Here is a 17527-nt window from a genome sequence, read left to right on the forward strand (position 1 = left end):
CTTCCCGGGGCGGCCCCGCGCTGTCGGTGGGGGCGCCTAGACTCGGAGAGCGATGAGCAGCCTCTTTGACGACAGCTTCCTGGCGGACCTCCAGACCCCTCGCGGGCATGAGGAGGAACCCCCGCCACCGCCCGAGGACGATCACGTACCGGAGCCGGTTCCGGACGATCTGTTCGGCGGGAAGTTCGACGTGCCGCCGGACCGGGACGAGTACTACAGAAGCGGTGCCCCGCGCCCGGCGATCGACGCGGCGGCGCTGCTGGAAGGGCTGAACGACAACCAGCGTGCGGCCGTCGTCCACGCCGGCACCCCCCTGCTCATCGTCGCCGGCGCCGGCTCCGGCAAGACCCGTGTACTCACCCACCGCATCGCCCACCTCCTCGCCGAGCGGAACGTCCACCCCGGCCAGATCCTCGCGATCACCTTCACCAACAAGGCCGCGGGCGAGATGAAGGAGCGTGTCGAGCAGCTCGTCGGCCCGCGCGCCAACGCGATGTGGGTGATGACCTTCCACAGCGCGTGCGTTCGCATCCTCCGGCGCGAGTCGAAGAAGCTCGGCTTCACCTCCTCCTTCTCCATCTACGACGCCGCCGACAGCAAACGCCTCATGGCCCTGGTCTGCCGTGACCTGGACCTCGACCCCAAGCGCTTCCCGCCCAAGTCCTTCAGCGCCAAGATCAGCAACCTCAAGAACGAGCTGATCGATGAGGAGGACTTCGCCGCCCAGGCAGCTGACGGCTTCGAGAAGACCCTCGCCCAGGCCTACGCCATGTACCAGTCACGGCTGCGCGAGGCGAACGCCCTCGACTTCGACGACCTGATCATGACGACGGTCAATCTGCTCCGCGCCTTCCCGGACGTCGCCGAGCACTACCGCCGCCGCTTCCGCCATGTCCTCGTCGATGAGTACCAGGACACCAACCACGCCCAGTACGCCCTGGTCAGGGAGCTGGTCGGCACCTCCGAGCACCCCGTGGACGTCCCGCCCAGCGAGTGGGACGTACCGCCCGCCGAGCTGTGCGTCGTGGGTGACGCCGACCAGTCGATCTACGCCTTCCGCGGCGCGACCATCCGCAACATCCTCCAGTTCGAGGAGGACTACCCGGACGCGACGACGATCCTGCTGGAGCAGAACTACCGCTCCACGCAGACGATCCTCTCCGCCGCCAACGCGGTCATCGAGCGCAACGAGTCCCGCCGCCCGAAGAACCTGTGGACCAACGCCGGTGCCGGCGCCCGGATCACCGGCTATGTCGCCGACACCGAGCACGACGAGGCGCAGTTCGTCGCCGACGAGATAGACCGACTGACCGACGCGCGCGAGGCCAAGGCGGGCGACGTCGCCGTCTTCTACCGGACGAACGCCCAGTCCCGAGTCTTCGAAGAGGTCTTCATCCGCGTCGGCCTGCCCTACAAGGTCGTCGGCGGCGTCCGCTTCTACGAGCGCAAGGAGGTCCGGGACGTCCTGGCGTATCTGCGGGTCCTCGCCAACCCGGAGGACTCGGTTCCGCTGCGCCGTATCCTCAACGTCCCCAAGCGTGGCATCGGCGAGCGCGCCGAGGCGATGATCGACGCCCTCGCCCAGCGCGAGAGGATCAGCTTCCCGCAGGCGCTCAAGCGCGTGGACGAGGCGTACGGCATGGCCGCGCGCTCCACCAACGCCGTCAAGCGGTTCAACACGCTGATGGAGGAGCTCCGCACGATCGTCGAGTCCGGCGCCGGCCCCGCCACCGTTCTGGAAGCCGTCCTCGAACGCACCGGCTATCTCGCGGAGTTGCAGGCGTCCACCGACCCGCAGGACGAGACCCGCATCGAGAACCTCCAGGAACTCGCGGCTGTCGCCCTGGAGTTCGAGCAGGAGTCCGGTGCCGGGGTGGGTGCGGGGGCCGATGCGGACACGGCAGAGGGCGTGGGTGAGGGTGCGGCCGCCGGTGAGGGGCCAGGTGCCGGTGAAGGGCCGGGTGCGGGCGGCGCGGCTGCCGCCCCGGGCACGGTCTCCGGTGGACTCGCCGACTTCCTCGAACGCGTCGCCCTGGTCGCCGACTCCGACCAGATCCCCGACGAGGACGAGGACGGCTCGGGCGTCATCACGCTCATGACCCTCCACACCGCCAAGGGCCTGGAGTTCCCGGTCGTCTTCCTCACCGGCATGGAGGACGGCGTGTTCCCGCACATGCGCGCGCTCGGGCAGACCAAGGAACTGGAGGAGGAGCGTCGCCTCGCGTACGTGGGAATCACCCGCGCGCGTGAACGGCTCTACCTCACCCGCTCCACGCTGCGCAGCGCCTGGGGACAACCGTCCTACAACCCGCCGTCCCGCTTCCTGGAGGAGATCCCGAAGACCTACCTGGAGTGGAAGCGTACGGGAGCCACTGCCCCGGTCTCCTCCGGCCCCGCCGCCGGTATCGCCTCCTCCCTCTCCAGCAGCCGCTCCCGTTCCTCGGCCTCCGGCGCCTCCGGCTTCGCGACCCGTCGCACCGACGAGAAGCCGGTCGTCGCGCTTGCGGTAGGCGACCGCGTCACCCACGACCAGTTCGGCCTGGGCACGGTCGTCGGGGTCAAGGGCACGGGCGGCAACGCCGAGGCGACGATCGACTTCGGCGATGCCAAACCGAAGCGACTGCTCCTGCGGTACGCGCCGGTCGAGAAGCTGTAGCGAAGGGGGCCGACCCTGAAATCCGTCAGGGTCGGCCGGACTTCACCAGGGCCGACCAGTAGCCCATGGTCGGCCGAACCCACTGGAACCGGGAACTCGGCCGCGACACGATCAAGCCCGTCCGGCGTTTGAGGACGAGGCCGTAGGCCGATGGGGGTCTGGGGGCGTAGCCCCCCGGTGGCTCACCCCAGCAGAGGGCGCCCTGCGACCACGGCCCAATGACCTACGTCGGGTCCAACCCATGGCTGCGCAGCCACGGAAGCGGGTCTATGGCGGAGCCCCCCGCGGGGTGGACCTCGAAGTGCAGGTGCGGCCCGGTCGAGTTGCCCGAGTTGCCCGAGTAGGCGATGACGTCGCCGGCCTTGACGGTCGTACCGGAGGCGACCTTGTACGTGGAGAGGTGGCAGTACCAGGTCTCGGTGCCGTCCTTGGCGGTCACGATGACCATGTTGCCGTAGGCCGGGTTCCACTGTGTCCGCACGGTGCCGTCGGTCGCGGCCATCACGGACGTGCCGTATGAGACGGGGAAGTCGATACCGGTGTGCAGGGACATCCAGTTGACCCCGGACTGCCCGTAGTACGCGCTGAGCCCGTGCTGCGAGACCGGCAGCGCGAACTTCGGCCGCAGTCGCTCCTTGCGGGCCGCCTCGGCCGCCGCCTTCTTCTGCTCCAGCTCCTGCTGCGCCTTGAGGTCGATCCGCTCCTGTGTGCGGCTCGCCCGGTCAGCGAAGTCGTCCGCCTCGGCGGAGAGGCTTTCGAGCTGGGTGTCGAGCTGGTTGTTGGCGGTGGACGGCTGTACGGCGGTGGCGTCCGACTTGGTCGCCGCGGTCGTCTCCGTGTCGTCCCCGCCGACGCCGACGGAAGCCGCCGCGATCCCCGCGACCCCCATGACGCAGGCCGACGGAACCGCCACAGTCAGCAGGGCGGAACGTTTGGCCGGAGCACGACGACGCGACCGCGAGGCCGCGCGGGCCGCCGCCCGACCGGGGCTCGCGCTGCGGGGGGCCGCCGCGGCGGCCTCCTCCTCGCCGGCGAGACCCTCACGGTTCACACCGTCGGCCTCGAACTCACCGTCCGAGGCGAGGGGCTGATCCTGGCCCCGGTCGAAGGGGGTGAGTGTTTCGAAGGTCGCCGTCGCCTGCTGGGCGAACTCCACGGCCTCGGCCGAGGGATGCTCATGGGCGTCCTGCGACTCCGGTGCACTGCCACCGTGCTCGTACGAGTCGGGAGCGCCGCCGGTCTGGTCGTACGGGTGGGGCGCGGCGTCGCCTTGGTCGTACGACTCGGAGGTGTCGCCGCCGTGCTCGTCGCCGGTGGTGGACGCGCCGTCGCTGTTCCACTGGGTGGCGTCGAACACGCCCGTCGCGAAGTGCTGGATGCCGACCCACTGCTGGGTCTGGTCCGAGTCCAACTGGCCCGACCGGTCGAGCTGTTCCGCCTGGAGCCAGCCGCTCGCGTCCCTCCCCCAGAGGGGGGACCCCCAGCCACTGGTGTCGGGGTCCGTGGACTGCGTCGGGATCTGGGCGAGGTTCTCGTAACCGGCCGACCAGGCGGTCGCGTCATAGCTGCCCGAGTCGTACGCGGCCTGGTGCTGCGCGGCGTACGGGTCGTAGTTCAGCGTCTGATGGCTGCCCGTCGACCACTGCGAGGCGTCGTAGGAACCCGTGCCGGCCGTGCCGTCGCCGTTGCCCGGCATGTCGCCGAAGAGAGGGTCGGTGTCGAAGGTGCCGGTGGCGGTCGTGTGCGCGCCCGTACCGGAGTCGAAACCGGACTCAAAACCATTGGCGGTGTAGTCGCCGTACGTGGTGAAGTCGCCGAAGGTGGCTCCCTCCTGGCCGTACGACGCGAAGTGCGCCGGATCGGCTTCGGAAGCCGGAGCCGGGGAAGTTGCGGTCCCCGACGGGTGACGATCGTTCACCAACTTCTCTTTCGCCTCGACGACAGGGGCTGGCAGAGCAGTGCGGTGACTGTACCCGGCGGTATGCGGGCGCGACAATCTTCAACGGGTTTCGCGGCCACAGGAAACGGGCATTCGAGCGTCTTTCGGCGGCCCGCGGGTACGACTTTGGCTTTGTGTTCGAAAGTTGTTCGATGTTGGACGGCCTTTTGAGGGCCGTGGGGTGGCCGAGTTGCCGGGGTCGGGGCGTTTCTCGACGTGGCGGCGGGCCCGGGGTGGGGCGCGCGGGAGCTGTCGAGAGGGGTGTCGCGGCTCGGACGCGTGAGGGGGGCGCACAGGGTTGCGCCGGGTTTAGGTCAAGTTCAAGCGACTTCAGGCCAGTGTCGGGGGTTGGTGGGGCTGTCGGGGAGTCGCGGTGCGGTCACGCCACCGTCAGACCGCCGCGCCGGGTGGTGGGGCGGGCGTCCGCGTCGGCCGTGTCGAGGACCTCGCGGATCTCGGCGGCGACCGTCGGGTGCACGGGCAGGGCAAGATGGCCGATGCCGGTGACCTGCACATTCCGCACCACCAGATCCGGGTGGTCGACACGGGCGGTCTCCACCGGGTCCATCACCTGGTCGAAGTCGCTCCAGAACGCCACGAAACGGGTACCGCACCCTGGCGCCGGTGCGTTCAGTTCCTCCAGGACCTCCGAGCCCGGACGCATCTGGCGGACTATCGGGTGCGCGTTCGCGAGGGGCACCGCCCGGGTGCCGCTGTGCGGGGTGCCGAGCGTGACGAGAGTACGGACGCGGTGGTCGCCGCCGAGTCGCTGTACGTAGTACCGCGCTATCAGTCCGCCGAGGCTGTGCCCGACGATGTCCACCCGCTGCTGCCCCGTGCGCTCGCAGATGTCCTCGATGTGCCGTCCGAGCAGCTCGGCGGCGGTGCGGATGTCGCAGGTGAGGGGGGAGTAGTTGAGCGACTCGATGTGCCGGCCGCCGTCCCGGTCGAGGGCGCGGCGCAGCAGGACGAACACGGAACGGTTGTCGATGAAGCCGTGGAGGAGGACGACCGGCGGCCTGCCCTCGGTCGGCAGGCGCGGCGCGTCGGACGGGGGAGGCGCGGGAGTGGTCCGGCGTTCCTGGATGATTCCGGACGGATAGAGCAGCAGATGCCCCGCGAGGATCGCCAACTCCAGGACGGTCGCCTTGGCGAGGGCCACGGAGAGCCCCGCCGACCTGATCGGCAGCAACCGCTCACAGAGCGGACGAAGAGGCGCTATCGCCCCGATGACCTTCATCCCCGACCTCCCGTCGGCAACGGGCGGCCGGCTCCCCCCCCCGTGTGCCCTCATGGAGAACCGACCGATGGCGGGCGACGGATGGCGGGTGCGCGCTGCACGTTCCGTAGTGGTGCGTCGTACGTGGTACGGGTGCGCGTGCGGGTGCGTGGTGCGGCGTCCTCTCGGCGGCTCTCCTTTGCGCCCGCACCCGCCCCCCGGCGCGCACCACGGAGGTTCGGACGCCCGGCGCGGATGCCGGGATCACCTCGATCCCCGTGACGCGTGAGCCGCGGAGACCGGGAACAGAGCGCGGCGAACGTGTCCCACCGTGTGATTTCCCCCTCGGCATCGCCCGCGAAACCGCCGGTTGCGGGATGCTGTGGATAACGTTCGTTCACTTCTCGGGGGTGGGTGATGTGAGGGCTTGTTCCATGAAGTCGCCCGCGTGTGGACGCGCCCACCGCGGCGGACGTGTGTGGCGGCGAGGGCGTGAGCGGATCTCCTCGATTCGCACTCTGTGTGTGGCTGTGCCCTGTTACGGGGCTGCGGATTCCGGTTACGGATCGGGTGGAGTCGTCTCATGGAGGCAGTGATGGGTGTGCCAGCCGGTCCGATTCGCGTGGTCGTGGCCAAGCCGGGGCTCGACGGTCACGATCGCGGGGCCAAGGTGATCGCGCGGGCCCTGCGCGACGCCGGTATGGAGGTCATCTACACCGGCCTCCACCAGACACCGGAGCAGATCGTCGACACCGCGATCCAGGAGGACGCCGACGCCATCGGCCTCTCCATCCTCTCCGGCGCCCACAACACGCTCTTCGCCGCCGTCATCGACCTCCTCAAGGAGCGGGACGCCGAGGACATCCTCGTCTTCGGCGGCGGCATCATCCCCGAGGCCGATATCCCGGCCCTCAAGGAGAAGGGCGTGGCCGAGATCTTCACTCCGGGGGCGACTACGGCGTCGATCGTGACGTGGGTTGAGGCGAATGCGGGCCACGCGGGGGCGTAGCCGGGGGGTGTTGTTGGGGCGGTTCGTTCGGCTGAGGCTGGGTGGGGGCTGGTCGCGCCCTGCGGCGGAGCCGCTGATGTCAGAGCCCCGCGCCCCTTTGCAGGCCTGCGGCCTGATACGGGGCCTGCGCGCCCTGAAAAAGCGGGCGCAGCCCGCTTTTTCAGGGGCGCGGGGAACTGGCCGACCAGCCACAAACAACCCGCACCCGCCGAACAACCTGGTCCCCCCGAGCTATTGGGCGCACTCCGCACCCCCCGGAGGGCCAAGCTCGGCCCGCATAGCCGCCCGCAACCGCAACGTCGTCCCCAACCGCTGAAACGCCTCGGCCCAGTACCCGGCGGCCCCCGGCACCGCGTCCTCGCGGTCCTCCGCGACCGCCGCAAGCGGCTCCAGCCGCCCCACCTCCCCCGGATCGAGGCACCGCTCCGCCAGCCCCATCACCCCACTGAAACTCCACGGATAACTCCCCGCGTCCCGCGCGATGTCCAGTGCGTCCACGACCGCACGCCCCAACGGCGCGGCCCACGGCACCGCACACACCCCCAACAACTGGAACGCCTCCGACAGCCCATGCGTGCCGATGAACCCGGCCACCCACTCGGCCCGCTCCTCGCCCCCGAGCGTCGCCAACAACTTGGCCCGCTCGGCCAACGAGACCGCCCCCGGCCCCCCGGCCTCCGGCATGGAGGGCGACCCCAGCAGCGCCCGCGCCCACCCGGCGTCCCGCTGACGCGCCGCCGCCCGGCACCACGCGCCATGCAGCTCCGCCTGCCAGTCGTCGGCGACCGGCAGCGCCACGATCTCCTCCGGCGTACGCCCCCCGAACCGCGGCGACCACGCCCCGAGCGGTGCCGCCTCCACCAACTGGCCCAGCCACCACGACCGTTCACCCCGCCCGGCGGGAGCCTTCGGCTGCACCCCGTCACGTTCCATGCCGGGGTCGCACTCGTGCGGCGCCTCGACGACGAGCGTGGGTGTGTCGCCCGTACGGTCGATGGCGACACACGCGGTCGCCCGCTCGGCCATCCGCCCGGCCAGCGCCGAGGTGGGCAGCGCGGACAGCAACTCCGCCGCCGTGGCCCGTACATTACGACTGCGGTCGGCCAACGCCCCCTCCAGGAACGCCTCGTCCTGCGCCCCCAGCCCCGTCCGCAACGTGTCGAGGAACATCAGCCGGTCCTCGGCCCGTTCCGTCGCCCAGGTCGAGGCCAGCAACTCGCGTGCGCTGGACGGCTCCTGGGTCCGCAACGCCGTGAGCAGCGCCACCCGCTCCGCGAACAGACCCTCCTGCCAGAGCCGTCGGACCCGCTCCGGCTCGTCCGCGCCCGGCAGCGCCTCGCCACTGCCGGGCGCGGCGCGCAGCGCGAAGCGCCAGTCCGGGTTCAGCCGGGCCAGCCACAACGCCCGTGTGCCCGCGAAGGCGAGGGCGGCGGGCCGTAGATCGGTACGGCCACGTGCCGCGTCGAGCAGCGCCGGCAATGTCTCCGGCGGCGCCGCGTAGCCGTACGCGTTGGCCAGGGCGAGCCACTGGGGCAGCAACTCCACCAGATCGGGCGCCGCACCCCGGCGGCCCCCACCCGCGCCGGGCCGGTCGGCCAGCAGCGTCGCGAGCCTGTGCGCCGCGGCGGGCGGGAGCGGAGGCCGTACGTCCGCCGGCGCCGGCTCGGGCCGCGCCGCCGCCTGTACGGGTCGTATCCCCGCCCTCCGCCGTACGGTCTCCACGGCCGCCGCGTCCAGCAACGCCACCGGCGCCTCCCGTCCGGACCCGGTCCCCGGGGGCGTACGCCGGTCTGTCCCGAGCAGAGCCGTCGTCACCAGGTCCTCCCAGGAGAGCCCAGGTCCCGCCGAAGCGGCTGAGGTGGTTGTCATCAGCGTTCCTTCCGTGTGGACGTCCGGGTGAACAGGTCGCCGAAGCCGTGTGAGCGCCTTGTCCGATCCGCCGCGGGCCGAGCGCTCCGCTGACTGTGCCGAGACGCGGCTCCGCCGCGGGGGCGCGATGGTCGTCGATCGTCTGCGGCTTCGCTGTGGCTGGTCGCTCCCCCACGCTCGGCTTCTCCCCCAGTGCCTTAAGGGCCTGGGAGGTACCCCCAGCGCGGGGGGACCCCCATCGCGGCGGAGCCGCACATCGATACAGCCCCGCGCCCCTATGGGGCGCTGCCGAACTGCAACGGACCTCGCTCGACCTTGTTTGGACCCTGCCCGGTGCGCCGGGCGTTCTCAGCACAGCGCCACCGCCTGCCCCGCCGTCGGTGCCTGAGCGCCCGGCTCCGCTTCGGCCCATGCCGTGAGAGGGGTGAAGCCCCGGTGGCCGCATTCGCCGAAGACCGTCACCGGGGTGCCGCCGGAGAGGGCGGCGAGGCGCCAGAGGCCGGGGCGGGAGTGGGCGGAGGGCGCGACAGGGAGGGCCAGGGCGCTGTCGGCGTCGGACAGTTGCCAGGCGGCGCCGTCCGGGGCCGGGATGACGCGGGTGAGCGTGACGGGGTATGAGTCCAGCCAGGGGTCGTCCCGCAGGGCCTCGCCGTAGCGGGCCGCGGCCTCGGCCGGGGTCACCCCTGGTGGGCGTATGCCGGACGGCTCGGGCGCGGTGAAGCGCTCGCCCAGGGCGGCCCGCAGTTGCCCCGCCCCCGGATAGGCGGACAGCTCCGCCTCGAACGCCAGTCCGACCGGCAGTGACAGCTCGGGTGCGCGGCCGGCGGCTCCGTAGGAGAGGAGCAGTGCCGTACGGCCGGACTCGGCGCCGTGGAGCCAGATGCGGCGGGTGGTGAGGCGGGAGTCGGAGGTGTCGTACTGGGCGAGGGTGAGCCAGCGGTCGCGGACCGGTGGGCCCTCCGGGGAGGCGGGCAGGCCGACCCGGGAGCGGACCGTGGCCGCGAGGCCCTCGGGGAGCCGGTCCCGGTGGAGCCAGCCCTGGTCGAGGAGATGGAGGAGCGCGCACTCCTCCAGCAGCCGCACCGGCCAGCCCGGCCCCGAACCCGGAAGGGCGCCCAACTCCCGCACCCGCGCCGCGAGTCCGGGAGCCTGGGCGTCGACCATACGGGCCGCGGTCTCCTCCCACAGCCCGTATCCCGCCTGCTCCGCGGCGGCCAGGCCACCGCGGAGCAGATCGGTCAGACGCTGTTCGAGCTCGGTCGCGCCGGCGGTGATCCGCTCGGCGCGACGCTCGGCCCGTCGGCGCGCGGCCTCCGGATCAGCGGACGTGGCCCCAGATGCCGCGCCCGTCCTCGTCGTCCTCTCCGCCGCTCGCGCGCGGCGGCCGGACAACCACTGCTCCGCCCAGTCCGGCGCCTGCCCAGGTGACACGGCGCCTTCGTCCCCCGCCCACAGAAGCAGCAGCCCCAGCGCATGCTTGCACGGGAACTTGCGACTCGGACAACTGCACTTGTACGCGGGCCCGGCGGAGTCCGCTACGTCGACGATCGTTTGATACGGCTTGCTTCCACTGCCCCTGCATAGTCCCCACACCGTCCCCTCGTTCGAAGTACCCGCCTCGGACCATGGTCCGGCCGTGGCGAGTTTGCTTCCGGCTTTGCGCGACGCTGCGTCAGGCGCCAGTGCCAGCACCTGCTCAGCCGTCCAGCGCACCCCCTGCTGAGTCATGTTCCGAAGGTAGATCCCACCACTGACAATCGGCCTTCGCCAGCCTATTTCCGCAGGTCAGGCCGGATTGTCAGTGGCTTGGTGCAGTCTGGTGACCAGATCCGAACCGGCCGAGCTGGAGGGGGACTCAGCCATGCCCGCATCCGTTGGAACGACCACCGCCGACCCGAGCCACAACGAGTCCGCGCCCGCGAACGCGCACACACGCACACCCGGGAGCGCACGCCCGGACGCATACGAGGAGTCGGAGCGATGCGAAGTCGAAGAGGCCGAAGGGAAGGAAGCGACGGACGTGGTTGATGAGCCCGAGGCATCGGTCGGCGGTGAGTTGCTGCGGCCGCACGCCGAGGATGCCTTCGCGGCCGAACTCGCCGCGCTGGCCGCACAGGACGACCGGCCCCGCCCGACCCGTTGGAAACTGTCACCGTGGGCCGTGGCCACCTATCTTCTCGGCGGCTCGCTGCCCGACGGCACCATCATCACACCCAAGTACGTGGGGCCGCGACGCATTATCGAGGTCGCCGTCACCACCCTCGCCACCGATCGCGCCCTGCTTCTGCTCGGTGTCCCCGGCACCGCCAAGACCTGGGTGTCCGAGCATCTCGCGGCGGCCGTCAGCGGCGACTCGACGCTGCTCGTGCAGGGCACGGCGGGCACGCCCGAGGAGGCGATCCGCTACGGGTGGAACTACGCGCGGCTCCTGGCCCACGGCCCGAGCCGTGACGCCCTCGTGCCCAGCCCCGTCATGCGGGCCATGGCAGAGGGCATGACGGCCCGCGTCGAGGAGCTGACGCGCATCCCGGCCGACGTCCAGGACACACTGATCACGATCCTGTCCGAGAAGACGCTGCCGATCCCGGAGCTGGGCCAGGAAGCGCAGGCCGTCCGCGGGTTCAACCTGATCGCCACGGCCAACGACCGCGACCGCGGGGTCAACGACCTGTCGAGCGCCCTGCGGCGCCGTTTCAACACGGTGGTGCTGCCGCTGCCGGAGAGCGCCGAAGCCGAGGTCGACATCGTCTCGCGCCGCGTCGACCAGATCGGCCGCTCCCTCGATCTGCCGGCCGCGCCCGACGGCATCGACGAGATCCGCCGCGTCGTCACCGTCTTCAGAGAACTGCGCGACGGGGTCACCACGGACGGCCGTACGAAGCTGAAGTCGCCCAGCGGCACGCTGTCGACCGCCGAAGCCATCTCCGTCGTCACCAACGGCCTCGCCCTGGCCGCCCACTTCGGCGACGGCGTTCTGCGCCCCTCCGATGTCGCCGCCGGCATCCTCGGCGCCGTCGTCCGCGACCCCGCCGCCGACCGGGTCATCTGGCAGGAGTACCTGGAGACGGTCGCCCGCGAACGCGACGGCTGGACCGACTTCTACCGAGCCTGCCGTGAGGTGAGCGTATGAGCGGGCGTACGGAAGAGGACCGTCCGGGTGGACGTGGACCCTTGCTGCTCGGGGTGCGGCATCACGGGCCCGGGTCGGCTCGGGCGGTGCGGGCCGCGTTGGAGGCGGCTCGGCCCCGGGTGGTGTTGATCGAGGGGCCACCGGAGGCGGACGCCTTGATTCCGCTCGCCGGTGACGAGGACATGCGGCCCCCGGTCGCCCTCCTCGCCCACGCCGTCGACGAGCCGGGCCGCTCGGCGTTCTGGCCGCTCGCCGAGTTCTCCCCGGAGTGGGTCGCCATCCGCTGGGCCCTGGAGCAGGGGGTCCCGGCCCGCTTCATCGATCTGCCGGCCACCCACACCCTGGCCTGGGGGAAGGAGGAGTCGGCGACCGCCGAGAGGGAGGACGGGGACGGCACCCAGGACGGGAACGGGGGTGAGATCGAGGGGGAGGCGGCCGGAGAGGAGGTCCCCCCGGAGGCCGCCGGCGAGGCGGTCCGTGTCGACCCCTTGGCCGCCCTCGCCGAAGCCGCCGGTTATGACGATCCCGAGCGGTGGTGGGAGGACGTCGTCGAGCACCGAGGGATCGGCGGGGACGTCTTCGCGCCGTTCGTCGTGCTGGAGGAGGCGATGGGGGCGCTGCGGGAGGTGTACGGCGACGGCGGCCGTGACCGGGACGCGGTGCGTGAGGCCTATATGCGGTTGCGACTGCGGGCCGCGCGGAAGGAGTTCGGGGACGACGCGGTGGCCGTGGTGTGCGGGGCCTGGCATGTGCCCGCGCTCAGGGAGAGGCGGGCCGTGGCGGCCGACCGGGCGCTGCTGAAGGGGCTGCCCAAGGTCAAGGCCGACATGACCTGGGTGCCGTGGACCCATCGCAGGCTCGCGCGGGCAGGCGGCTATGGCGCGGGCATCGACTCGCCGGGCTGGTACGGGCATCTGTTCAGCGCACCGGACCGTCCCGTCGAGCGGTGGCTGACCAAGGTGGCCGGGCTGCTGCGCGAGGAGGACCGGATCGTGTCCTCCGCGCATGTCATCGAGGCGGTACGGCTCGCCGAGACACTGGCCGCGATGCGCGGACGCCCTCTGCCCGGCCTCACCGAGACCACCGACGCCGTACGGGCGGTGATGTGCGACGGCTCGGACGTGCCGCTGTCGCTGGTGCGCGACCGGCTGGTGGTCGGCGATGTGCTGGGGGAGGTACCCGAGGCGGCACCGGCGGTCCCGCTGCAGCGGGACCTGGCGCGGACACAGCGGCGGCTGCGGCTCAAACCGGAGGCGCTGGAGCGGGAGTTGGAACTCGACCTGCGCAAGGAGAACGACGCCGGGCGCAGCCGCCTTCTGCACCGGCTGAGGCTGCTCGGCGTCGCATGGGGCGAGCCGACCGCCTCGCGCGGCAGTACGGGGACGTTTCGGGAGACCTGGCGGCTGCGCTGGGAGCCGGAGCTGACGGTGCGGGTCGCCGAGGCGGGGGTGTGGGGGACCACGGTGCTTGCCGCGGCGACCGCCAAGGCCGAGGCCGACGCCCTCTCCGCCCCGTCGCTCGCCGACATCACCGGCCTCGCCGAGCACTGCCTCCTCGCCGAACTGCCGGACGCCCTGCCGGTGGTGATGCGGGTCCTCGCCGACCGCGCCGCCCTCGACGCCGACGTCGGCCACCTCGCCCAGGCCCTCCCGGCCCTGGTCCGCTCCCTCCGCTACGGCGACGTCCGCGCCACCGACACGCGGGCGCTCGCCGGGGTGGCCGCGGGCCTCGCCGAGCGGATCTTCGTAGGGCTCCCACCGGCGTGCGCCGCCCTCGACGCGGAGGCCGCACAGGAGATGCGCCGCCATGTGGAGGCGGTGCACGGGGCGGTGGGGCTGCTGGGCGAAGCCGCGGCGACGGACCGGATCGGCCCTTCGGGCGAGGGACGACCGGAGGAGTCGGCCAGGCGGGACGGCGACGGCGCGTCGGGCGACGGCATCCGGGGCCGTTGGCACTCCGTGCTGCGTGTGCTCTCCGGGCGGGACACCGTGCCGGGGGTCGTCCGGGGGCGGGCCGTACGACTGCTGCTGGACGACGGGGAGTTGGCGCAGGACGACGCGGCGCGGCTGATGGGACTGGTGCTGTCGCCGGGGACGGCACCGGCCGACGCGGCGGCATGGATCGAGGGGTTCGTCGGCGGTGGCTCCGGCGGCGGAATGCTGCTGGTGCACGACGAGCGGCTGCTCGGGCTGGTGGACACCTGGCTGACCGGGGTGCCGGGGGACGCGTTCACCGACGTACTGCCGTTGCTGAGGCGGACGTTCTCGGCCTACGAGCCGGGGGTGCGTCGGACGCTCGGCGAGCTTGTGCGGCGTGGGCCGGGGCAGCGGGGGAGCGCGGCGGCCGTCGGGGCGGGCATACCCGGGTTCGCGGCCGACCTCGACGACGAGCGGGCGGACGCGGTGGTGCCGGTGGTGCGGTTGCTGCTCGGCCTGGACGACGGGCGGCGCGGGAAGGCCGGGGACGGCGACGACCTGGTGAATGACATGGTGAACGGCCTTGTGGGGGTAGCGGGATGACGACGGAAGAGCTGACGAAACCGAGGCAGGCGGTCTTGGCGGCGGGGGTGGCGGACGCCGAGGACGGGCATGCGGCCGGATTCCGCTCCGCCGGGGATGGGCCGATGGGGAGCGTACGGGTGATCCCCCTCTGGGACCGGCCTCGAACGGGGGTGCGCGGATGACGGCGGGGAGGGTAGAGACGGCGGGCGCGGGAGTCGCGTCGGCGGCCGGGGCGTCGCCGAACACGTCGGCGGCGGCCGGGGCGGCGCGTACGTCGGCGGCGGCCGGGGCGGCGCGTACGTCGGGGGCGGGCGCGGACGGGGGCGCGGACGATGAGCGGCTGCGGCGGTGGCGGCTCGTGCTGGGCGGTGAGGCGGCGGACGGGACCGGGTGCGCGTTGAGTGGGCGGGACGCGGCGATGGACCAGGCGTTGACCGCGCTGTACGGGAAGGGGGACAAGCCGCGGTCGGGGAAGGACCGTTCGGCGGGGCTGGGGGCGTCCGCGCCGTCCGTCGCCCGGTGGCTCGGGGACATCCGCACCTACTTCCCCTCCTCCGTCGTCCAGGTCATGCAGCGGGACGCCATCGACCGGCTCGGACTGTCCGCGCTGCTGCTGGAGCCGGAGATGCTGGAGGCGGTGGAGGCCGACGTCCACCTCGTCGGCACGCTGCTCTCCCTCAACAAGGCCATGCCGGAGACGACCAAGGAGACCGCGCGGGCCGTCGTACGCAAGGTCGTCGAGGACCTGGAGAAGCGGCTCGCCACCCGCACCCGGGCCACCCTCACCGGCGCCCTCGACCGCAGCGCCCGTATCAACCGGCCGCGCCACCACGACATCGACTGGAACCGCACGATCGCGGCCAACCTCAAGAACTACCTGCCGGAGTACCGGACGGTCGTGCCCGAGCGGCTGATCGGCTACGGGCGGGCCTCGCGGTCGGTGAAGAAGGAAGTCGTGCTCTGTATCGACCAGTCGGGGTCGATGGCGGCGTCCGTCGTGTACGCGTCGGTGTTCGGGGCGGTGCTGGCGTCCATGCGGTCCATCAGCACGCGGCTGGTCGTGTTCGACACGGCGGTCGTCGATCTCACCGACCAGCTGGACGACCCGGTCGACGTGCTCTTCGGCACCCAACTCGGCGGCGGCACCGACATCAACAGGGCGCTCGCGTACTGCCAGTCGCAGATCACCCGGCCCGCCGACACCGTCGTCGTCCTGATCAGTGACCTCTACGAGGGTGGGATACGCGACGAGATGCTGAAGCGGGTCGCGGCGATGAAGGCGTCCGGGGTGCAGTTCGTGACGCTGCTCGCGCTCTCCGACGAAGGGGCGCCCGCATACGACCGGGAGCACGCGGCGGCACTCTCGGCCCTCGGCGCGCCGGCGTTCGCCTGCACGCCCGATCTGTTCCCCGAGGTGATGGCGGCGGCGATCGAGAAGCGACCGTTGCCGATGCCGGACAGCGCGTGAACGGTCGGGGTGTTGGGGTGGGTGCCGCCGTGACGACGGTGACGATGGCGATGACGGAGATGACAGTTGAGAACAGGACAGTGGAGGTGGAAAAGCGGACATGACAGCGCATCGGTGACACGGGGCTTGCGCGACGGCGGGCGTCCCGTGCGAGGATCGGCAACGCCTCACGACCTTCACACGGGTGTTCGCATCTTCACGGTCGTACTACGTCTTCACCGCGTACGGCGTCATCGTCTTCACCCGTCATCACGTCGTTCCGCCGCACGGGAGGAACCTCCCCGCCTTGACCTCAGCAGCCGTACCGCCCGCCGCCGGTGCCGCTCCGCGCATGCCGCGCGGGGTGGTCGCCGGGCGCCGTGCGGTGCAAGTGGTGCTGCTGGTCGGGGGGTTGTTCGTACTCGGGGTTCTCTTCGGGGAACGGGCGAGCGCGGCGGACGTGCCCTCGTTGGACGCGGTGGTTCCGGTCCAGCGGATGGCCGCTCCGGTGCGGGAGCGGGTCGCCGAGCCGGTGAAGAAGCCTGTGGCTCGGGTGACCGAACCTGCGGCCGGGGTGACGAAGCCTGTGACCCAACTGGCCGAGCCCGTGGCCCAGGTGTCGCAGCCTGTGGCCCGGGCGGTGAGGCCTGTGGGGCGGCCGGTCACGGACCATGTCGTACGGCCGGTGGCCGAGGACGTGGTCGCGCCGGTGGTGGATCGTGCCGTACGGCCGGTCGAGCGGGACCTTGTCGATCCGGTCGCCGAGGATCTCGTTCAGCCTGTCACCGACGACCTGGTCCGACCCGTGACCGAGGGTGTGGTGAAGCCCATCGCCGAGCAGGTCGTCGAGCCTGTCGGTGAGGTCGTGGAGTCGGTGACCGAGGGTTTGGGCGACGCCACGGCGGAGATTCCGCCGGTGACTTCGCTGCCGTCGTGGCCCGTGGTGCCGGGGTTGCCCGAGCTTCCTGAGTTGCCGGGACTGCCCGGGCTGCCGGTGTGGCCCGTGGTGCCCGGCGACACGCTTCCGGCCGAGGCGACGCCGTCGGCGCCGGGTGGTGCGGGGGTCGAGCGGTCGGCTGCCGTCGAGGTCGTTCGTGGTGAGCGGGGCGCTGGGGGTTCGGGAGCCGTCGCGTACGGGCGGCAGGGCCGGGGTGGCGCTGTGGTCGGCGTGGCGGTGGTTCACCGGGATGCCGGTGGCGGGGATGCGCGGAGTGGGCGGGTGCCCGGGCCACAGAGCCCCGATGAGCTTCCGTCGGGCGGGTTCGGCGGGCACGCCGGCACGGACAACGGCGGACCCCGGCACGCCGAGCCGCACGCCGTCACCTCACTTCACCGGGCGCCCCTGAGCCTCGTACGCGGTGCGATCACGACCGACGTCGTGGACGGCACCCGGGATCGACACCGGGACATCCCCGAGTTCCCCGGCTAGAGCCGGCCGCCTTCCCCCGCCGGACCAGTCGCGCGGACGCGGAACAGCCCTGCCTGCCGGCCGGGCACCCCTCCGCGTAACCGCAAGCGGCCGGCGGACGGGAACGCCGACAGCCGAGCAGGCCACGACAGCGACCCGAGCCGACAACCGAGCGGTACGACGACCGAGCGGCTCCGCACACGGACGACGCGACGGCCGGGCACCGGGTGATCGGGCACCGGCCCGCCGGGCGACAGACGGTCGAGCAGCGGCCGGTCGGGAATCTGACCGGCGGCCCACTGACCAGTAGTTGACCGAGCGGTGCCCCACCGACTGGCGTCCACCGATC

General features: G+C 72.0%; 10 protein-coding genes. 6 read left to right on the forward strand and 4 right to left on the reverse strand.

Annotated features, from left to right (window positions below; translation table 11 throughout):
* Positions 1 to 52 precede the first annotated feature (52 nt).
* Positions 53 to 2656, forward strand: coding sequence for an ATP-dependent DNA helicase (locus ACWD4G_RS25595; protein WP_451297194.1), 2604 nt, complete (start codon positions 53 to 55; stop codon positions 2654 to 2656).
* 223 nt (positions 2657 to 2879) lie between these two features.
* On the opposite strand, the gene ACWD4G_RS25600 is transcribed toward ACWD4G_RS25595, so the two are convergent.
* Entirely contained in the window at positions 2880 to 4574 is a 1695-nt protein-coding gene (locus ACWD4G_RS25600; protein WP_451297196.1) for a M23 family metallopeptidase, read from the reverse strand.
* Between the two features lie 400 nt (positions 4575 to 4974).
* On the reverse strand, positions 4975 to 5835 hold the full coding sequence (locus ACWD4G_RS25605; RefSeq protein ID WP_451297197.1) for an esterase/lipase family protein: 861 nt from the start codon (positions 5833 to 5835) through the stop codon (positions 4975 to 4977).
* Positions 5836 to 6409: 574 nt separating this feature from the next.
* On the opposite strand from ACWD4G_RS25605, the gene ACWD4G_RS25610 reads away from it, so the two are divergent.
* Entirely contained in the window at positions 6410 to 6823 is a 414-nt protein-coding gene (locus ACWD4G_RS25610) for a cobalamin B12-binding domain-containing protein (RefSeq protein WP_451297199.1), read from the forward strand.
* A 231-nt stretch (positions 6824 to 7054) separates the two neighbouring features.
* Here the strand turns inward: ACWD4G_RS25610 and ACWD4G_RS25615 are convergent, their stop codons facing one another.
* Positions 7055 to 8692: a DUF5691 domain-containing protein gene (locus tag ACWD4G_RS25615; protein ID WP_451297201.1), complete on the reverse strand. Its 1638-nt coding sequence runs from the start codon at positions 8690 to 8692 to the stop codon at positions 7055 to 7057.
* 348 nt (positions 8693 to 9040) lie between these two features.
* Positions 9041 to 10420 (reverse strand): SWIM zinc finger family protein, encoded by a 1380-nt coding sequence (locus ACWD4G_RS25620; protein ID WP_451297203.1) that lies wholly within the window; start codon positions 10418 to 10420, stop codon positions 9041 to 9043.
* A 133-nt stretch (positions 10421 to 10553) separates the two neighbouring features.
* On the opposite strand from ACWD4G_RS25620, the gene ACWD4G_RS25625 reads away from it, so the two are divergent.
* The 4 genes from ACWD4G_RS25625 to ACWD4G_RS25640 all read left to right on the forward strand — a co-directional run bounded on the left by ACWD4G_RS25625 (position 10554) and on the right by ACWD4G_RS25640 (position 17199).
* A complete protein-coding gene (locus ACWD4G_RS25625; RefSeq protein WP_451297205.1) occupies positions 10554 to 11822 on the forward strand; it encodes an ATP-binding protein in 1269 nt (422 codons plus the stop codon).
* Positions 11819 to 14341, forward strand: coding sequence for a DUF5682 family protein (locus tag ACWD4G_RS25630; protein WP_451297207.1), 2523 nt, complete (start codon positions 11819 to 11821; stop codon positions 14339 to 14341). The genes ACWD4G_RS25625 and ACWD4G_RS25630 overlap by 4 nt, the downstream gene beginning before the upstream one ends.
* Before the next feature lie 160 nt (positions 14342 to 14501).
* Positions 14502 to 15791 (forward strand): vWA domain-containing protein, encoded by a 1290-nt coding sequence (locus ACWD4G_RS25635; protein ID WP_451297209.1) that lies wholly within the window; start codon positions 14502 to 14504, stop codon positions 15789 to 15791.
* Between the two features lie 184 nt (positions 15792 to 15975).
* Positions 15976 to 17199 carry a hypothetical protein gene (locus tag ACWD4G_RS25640; protein WP_451297211.1) on the forward strand — a complete coding sequence of 408 codons (1224 nt, stop codon included), beginning with the start codon at positions 15976 to 15978 and terminating at the stop codon, positions 17197 to 17199.
* The last annotated feature ends 328 nt before the right edge of the window (positions 17200 to 17527 follow it).

This window comes from Streptomyces sp. NPDC002643, from assembly GCF_053592555.1.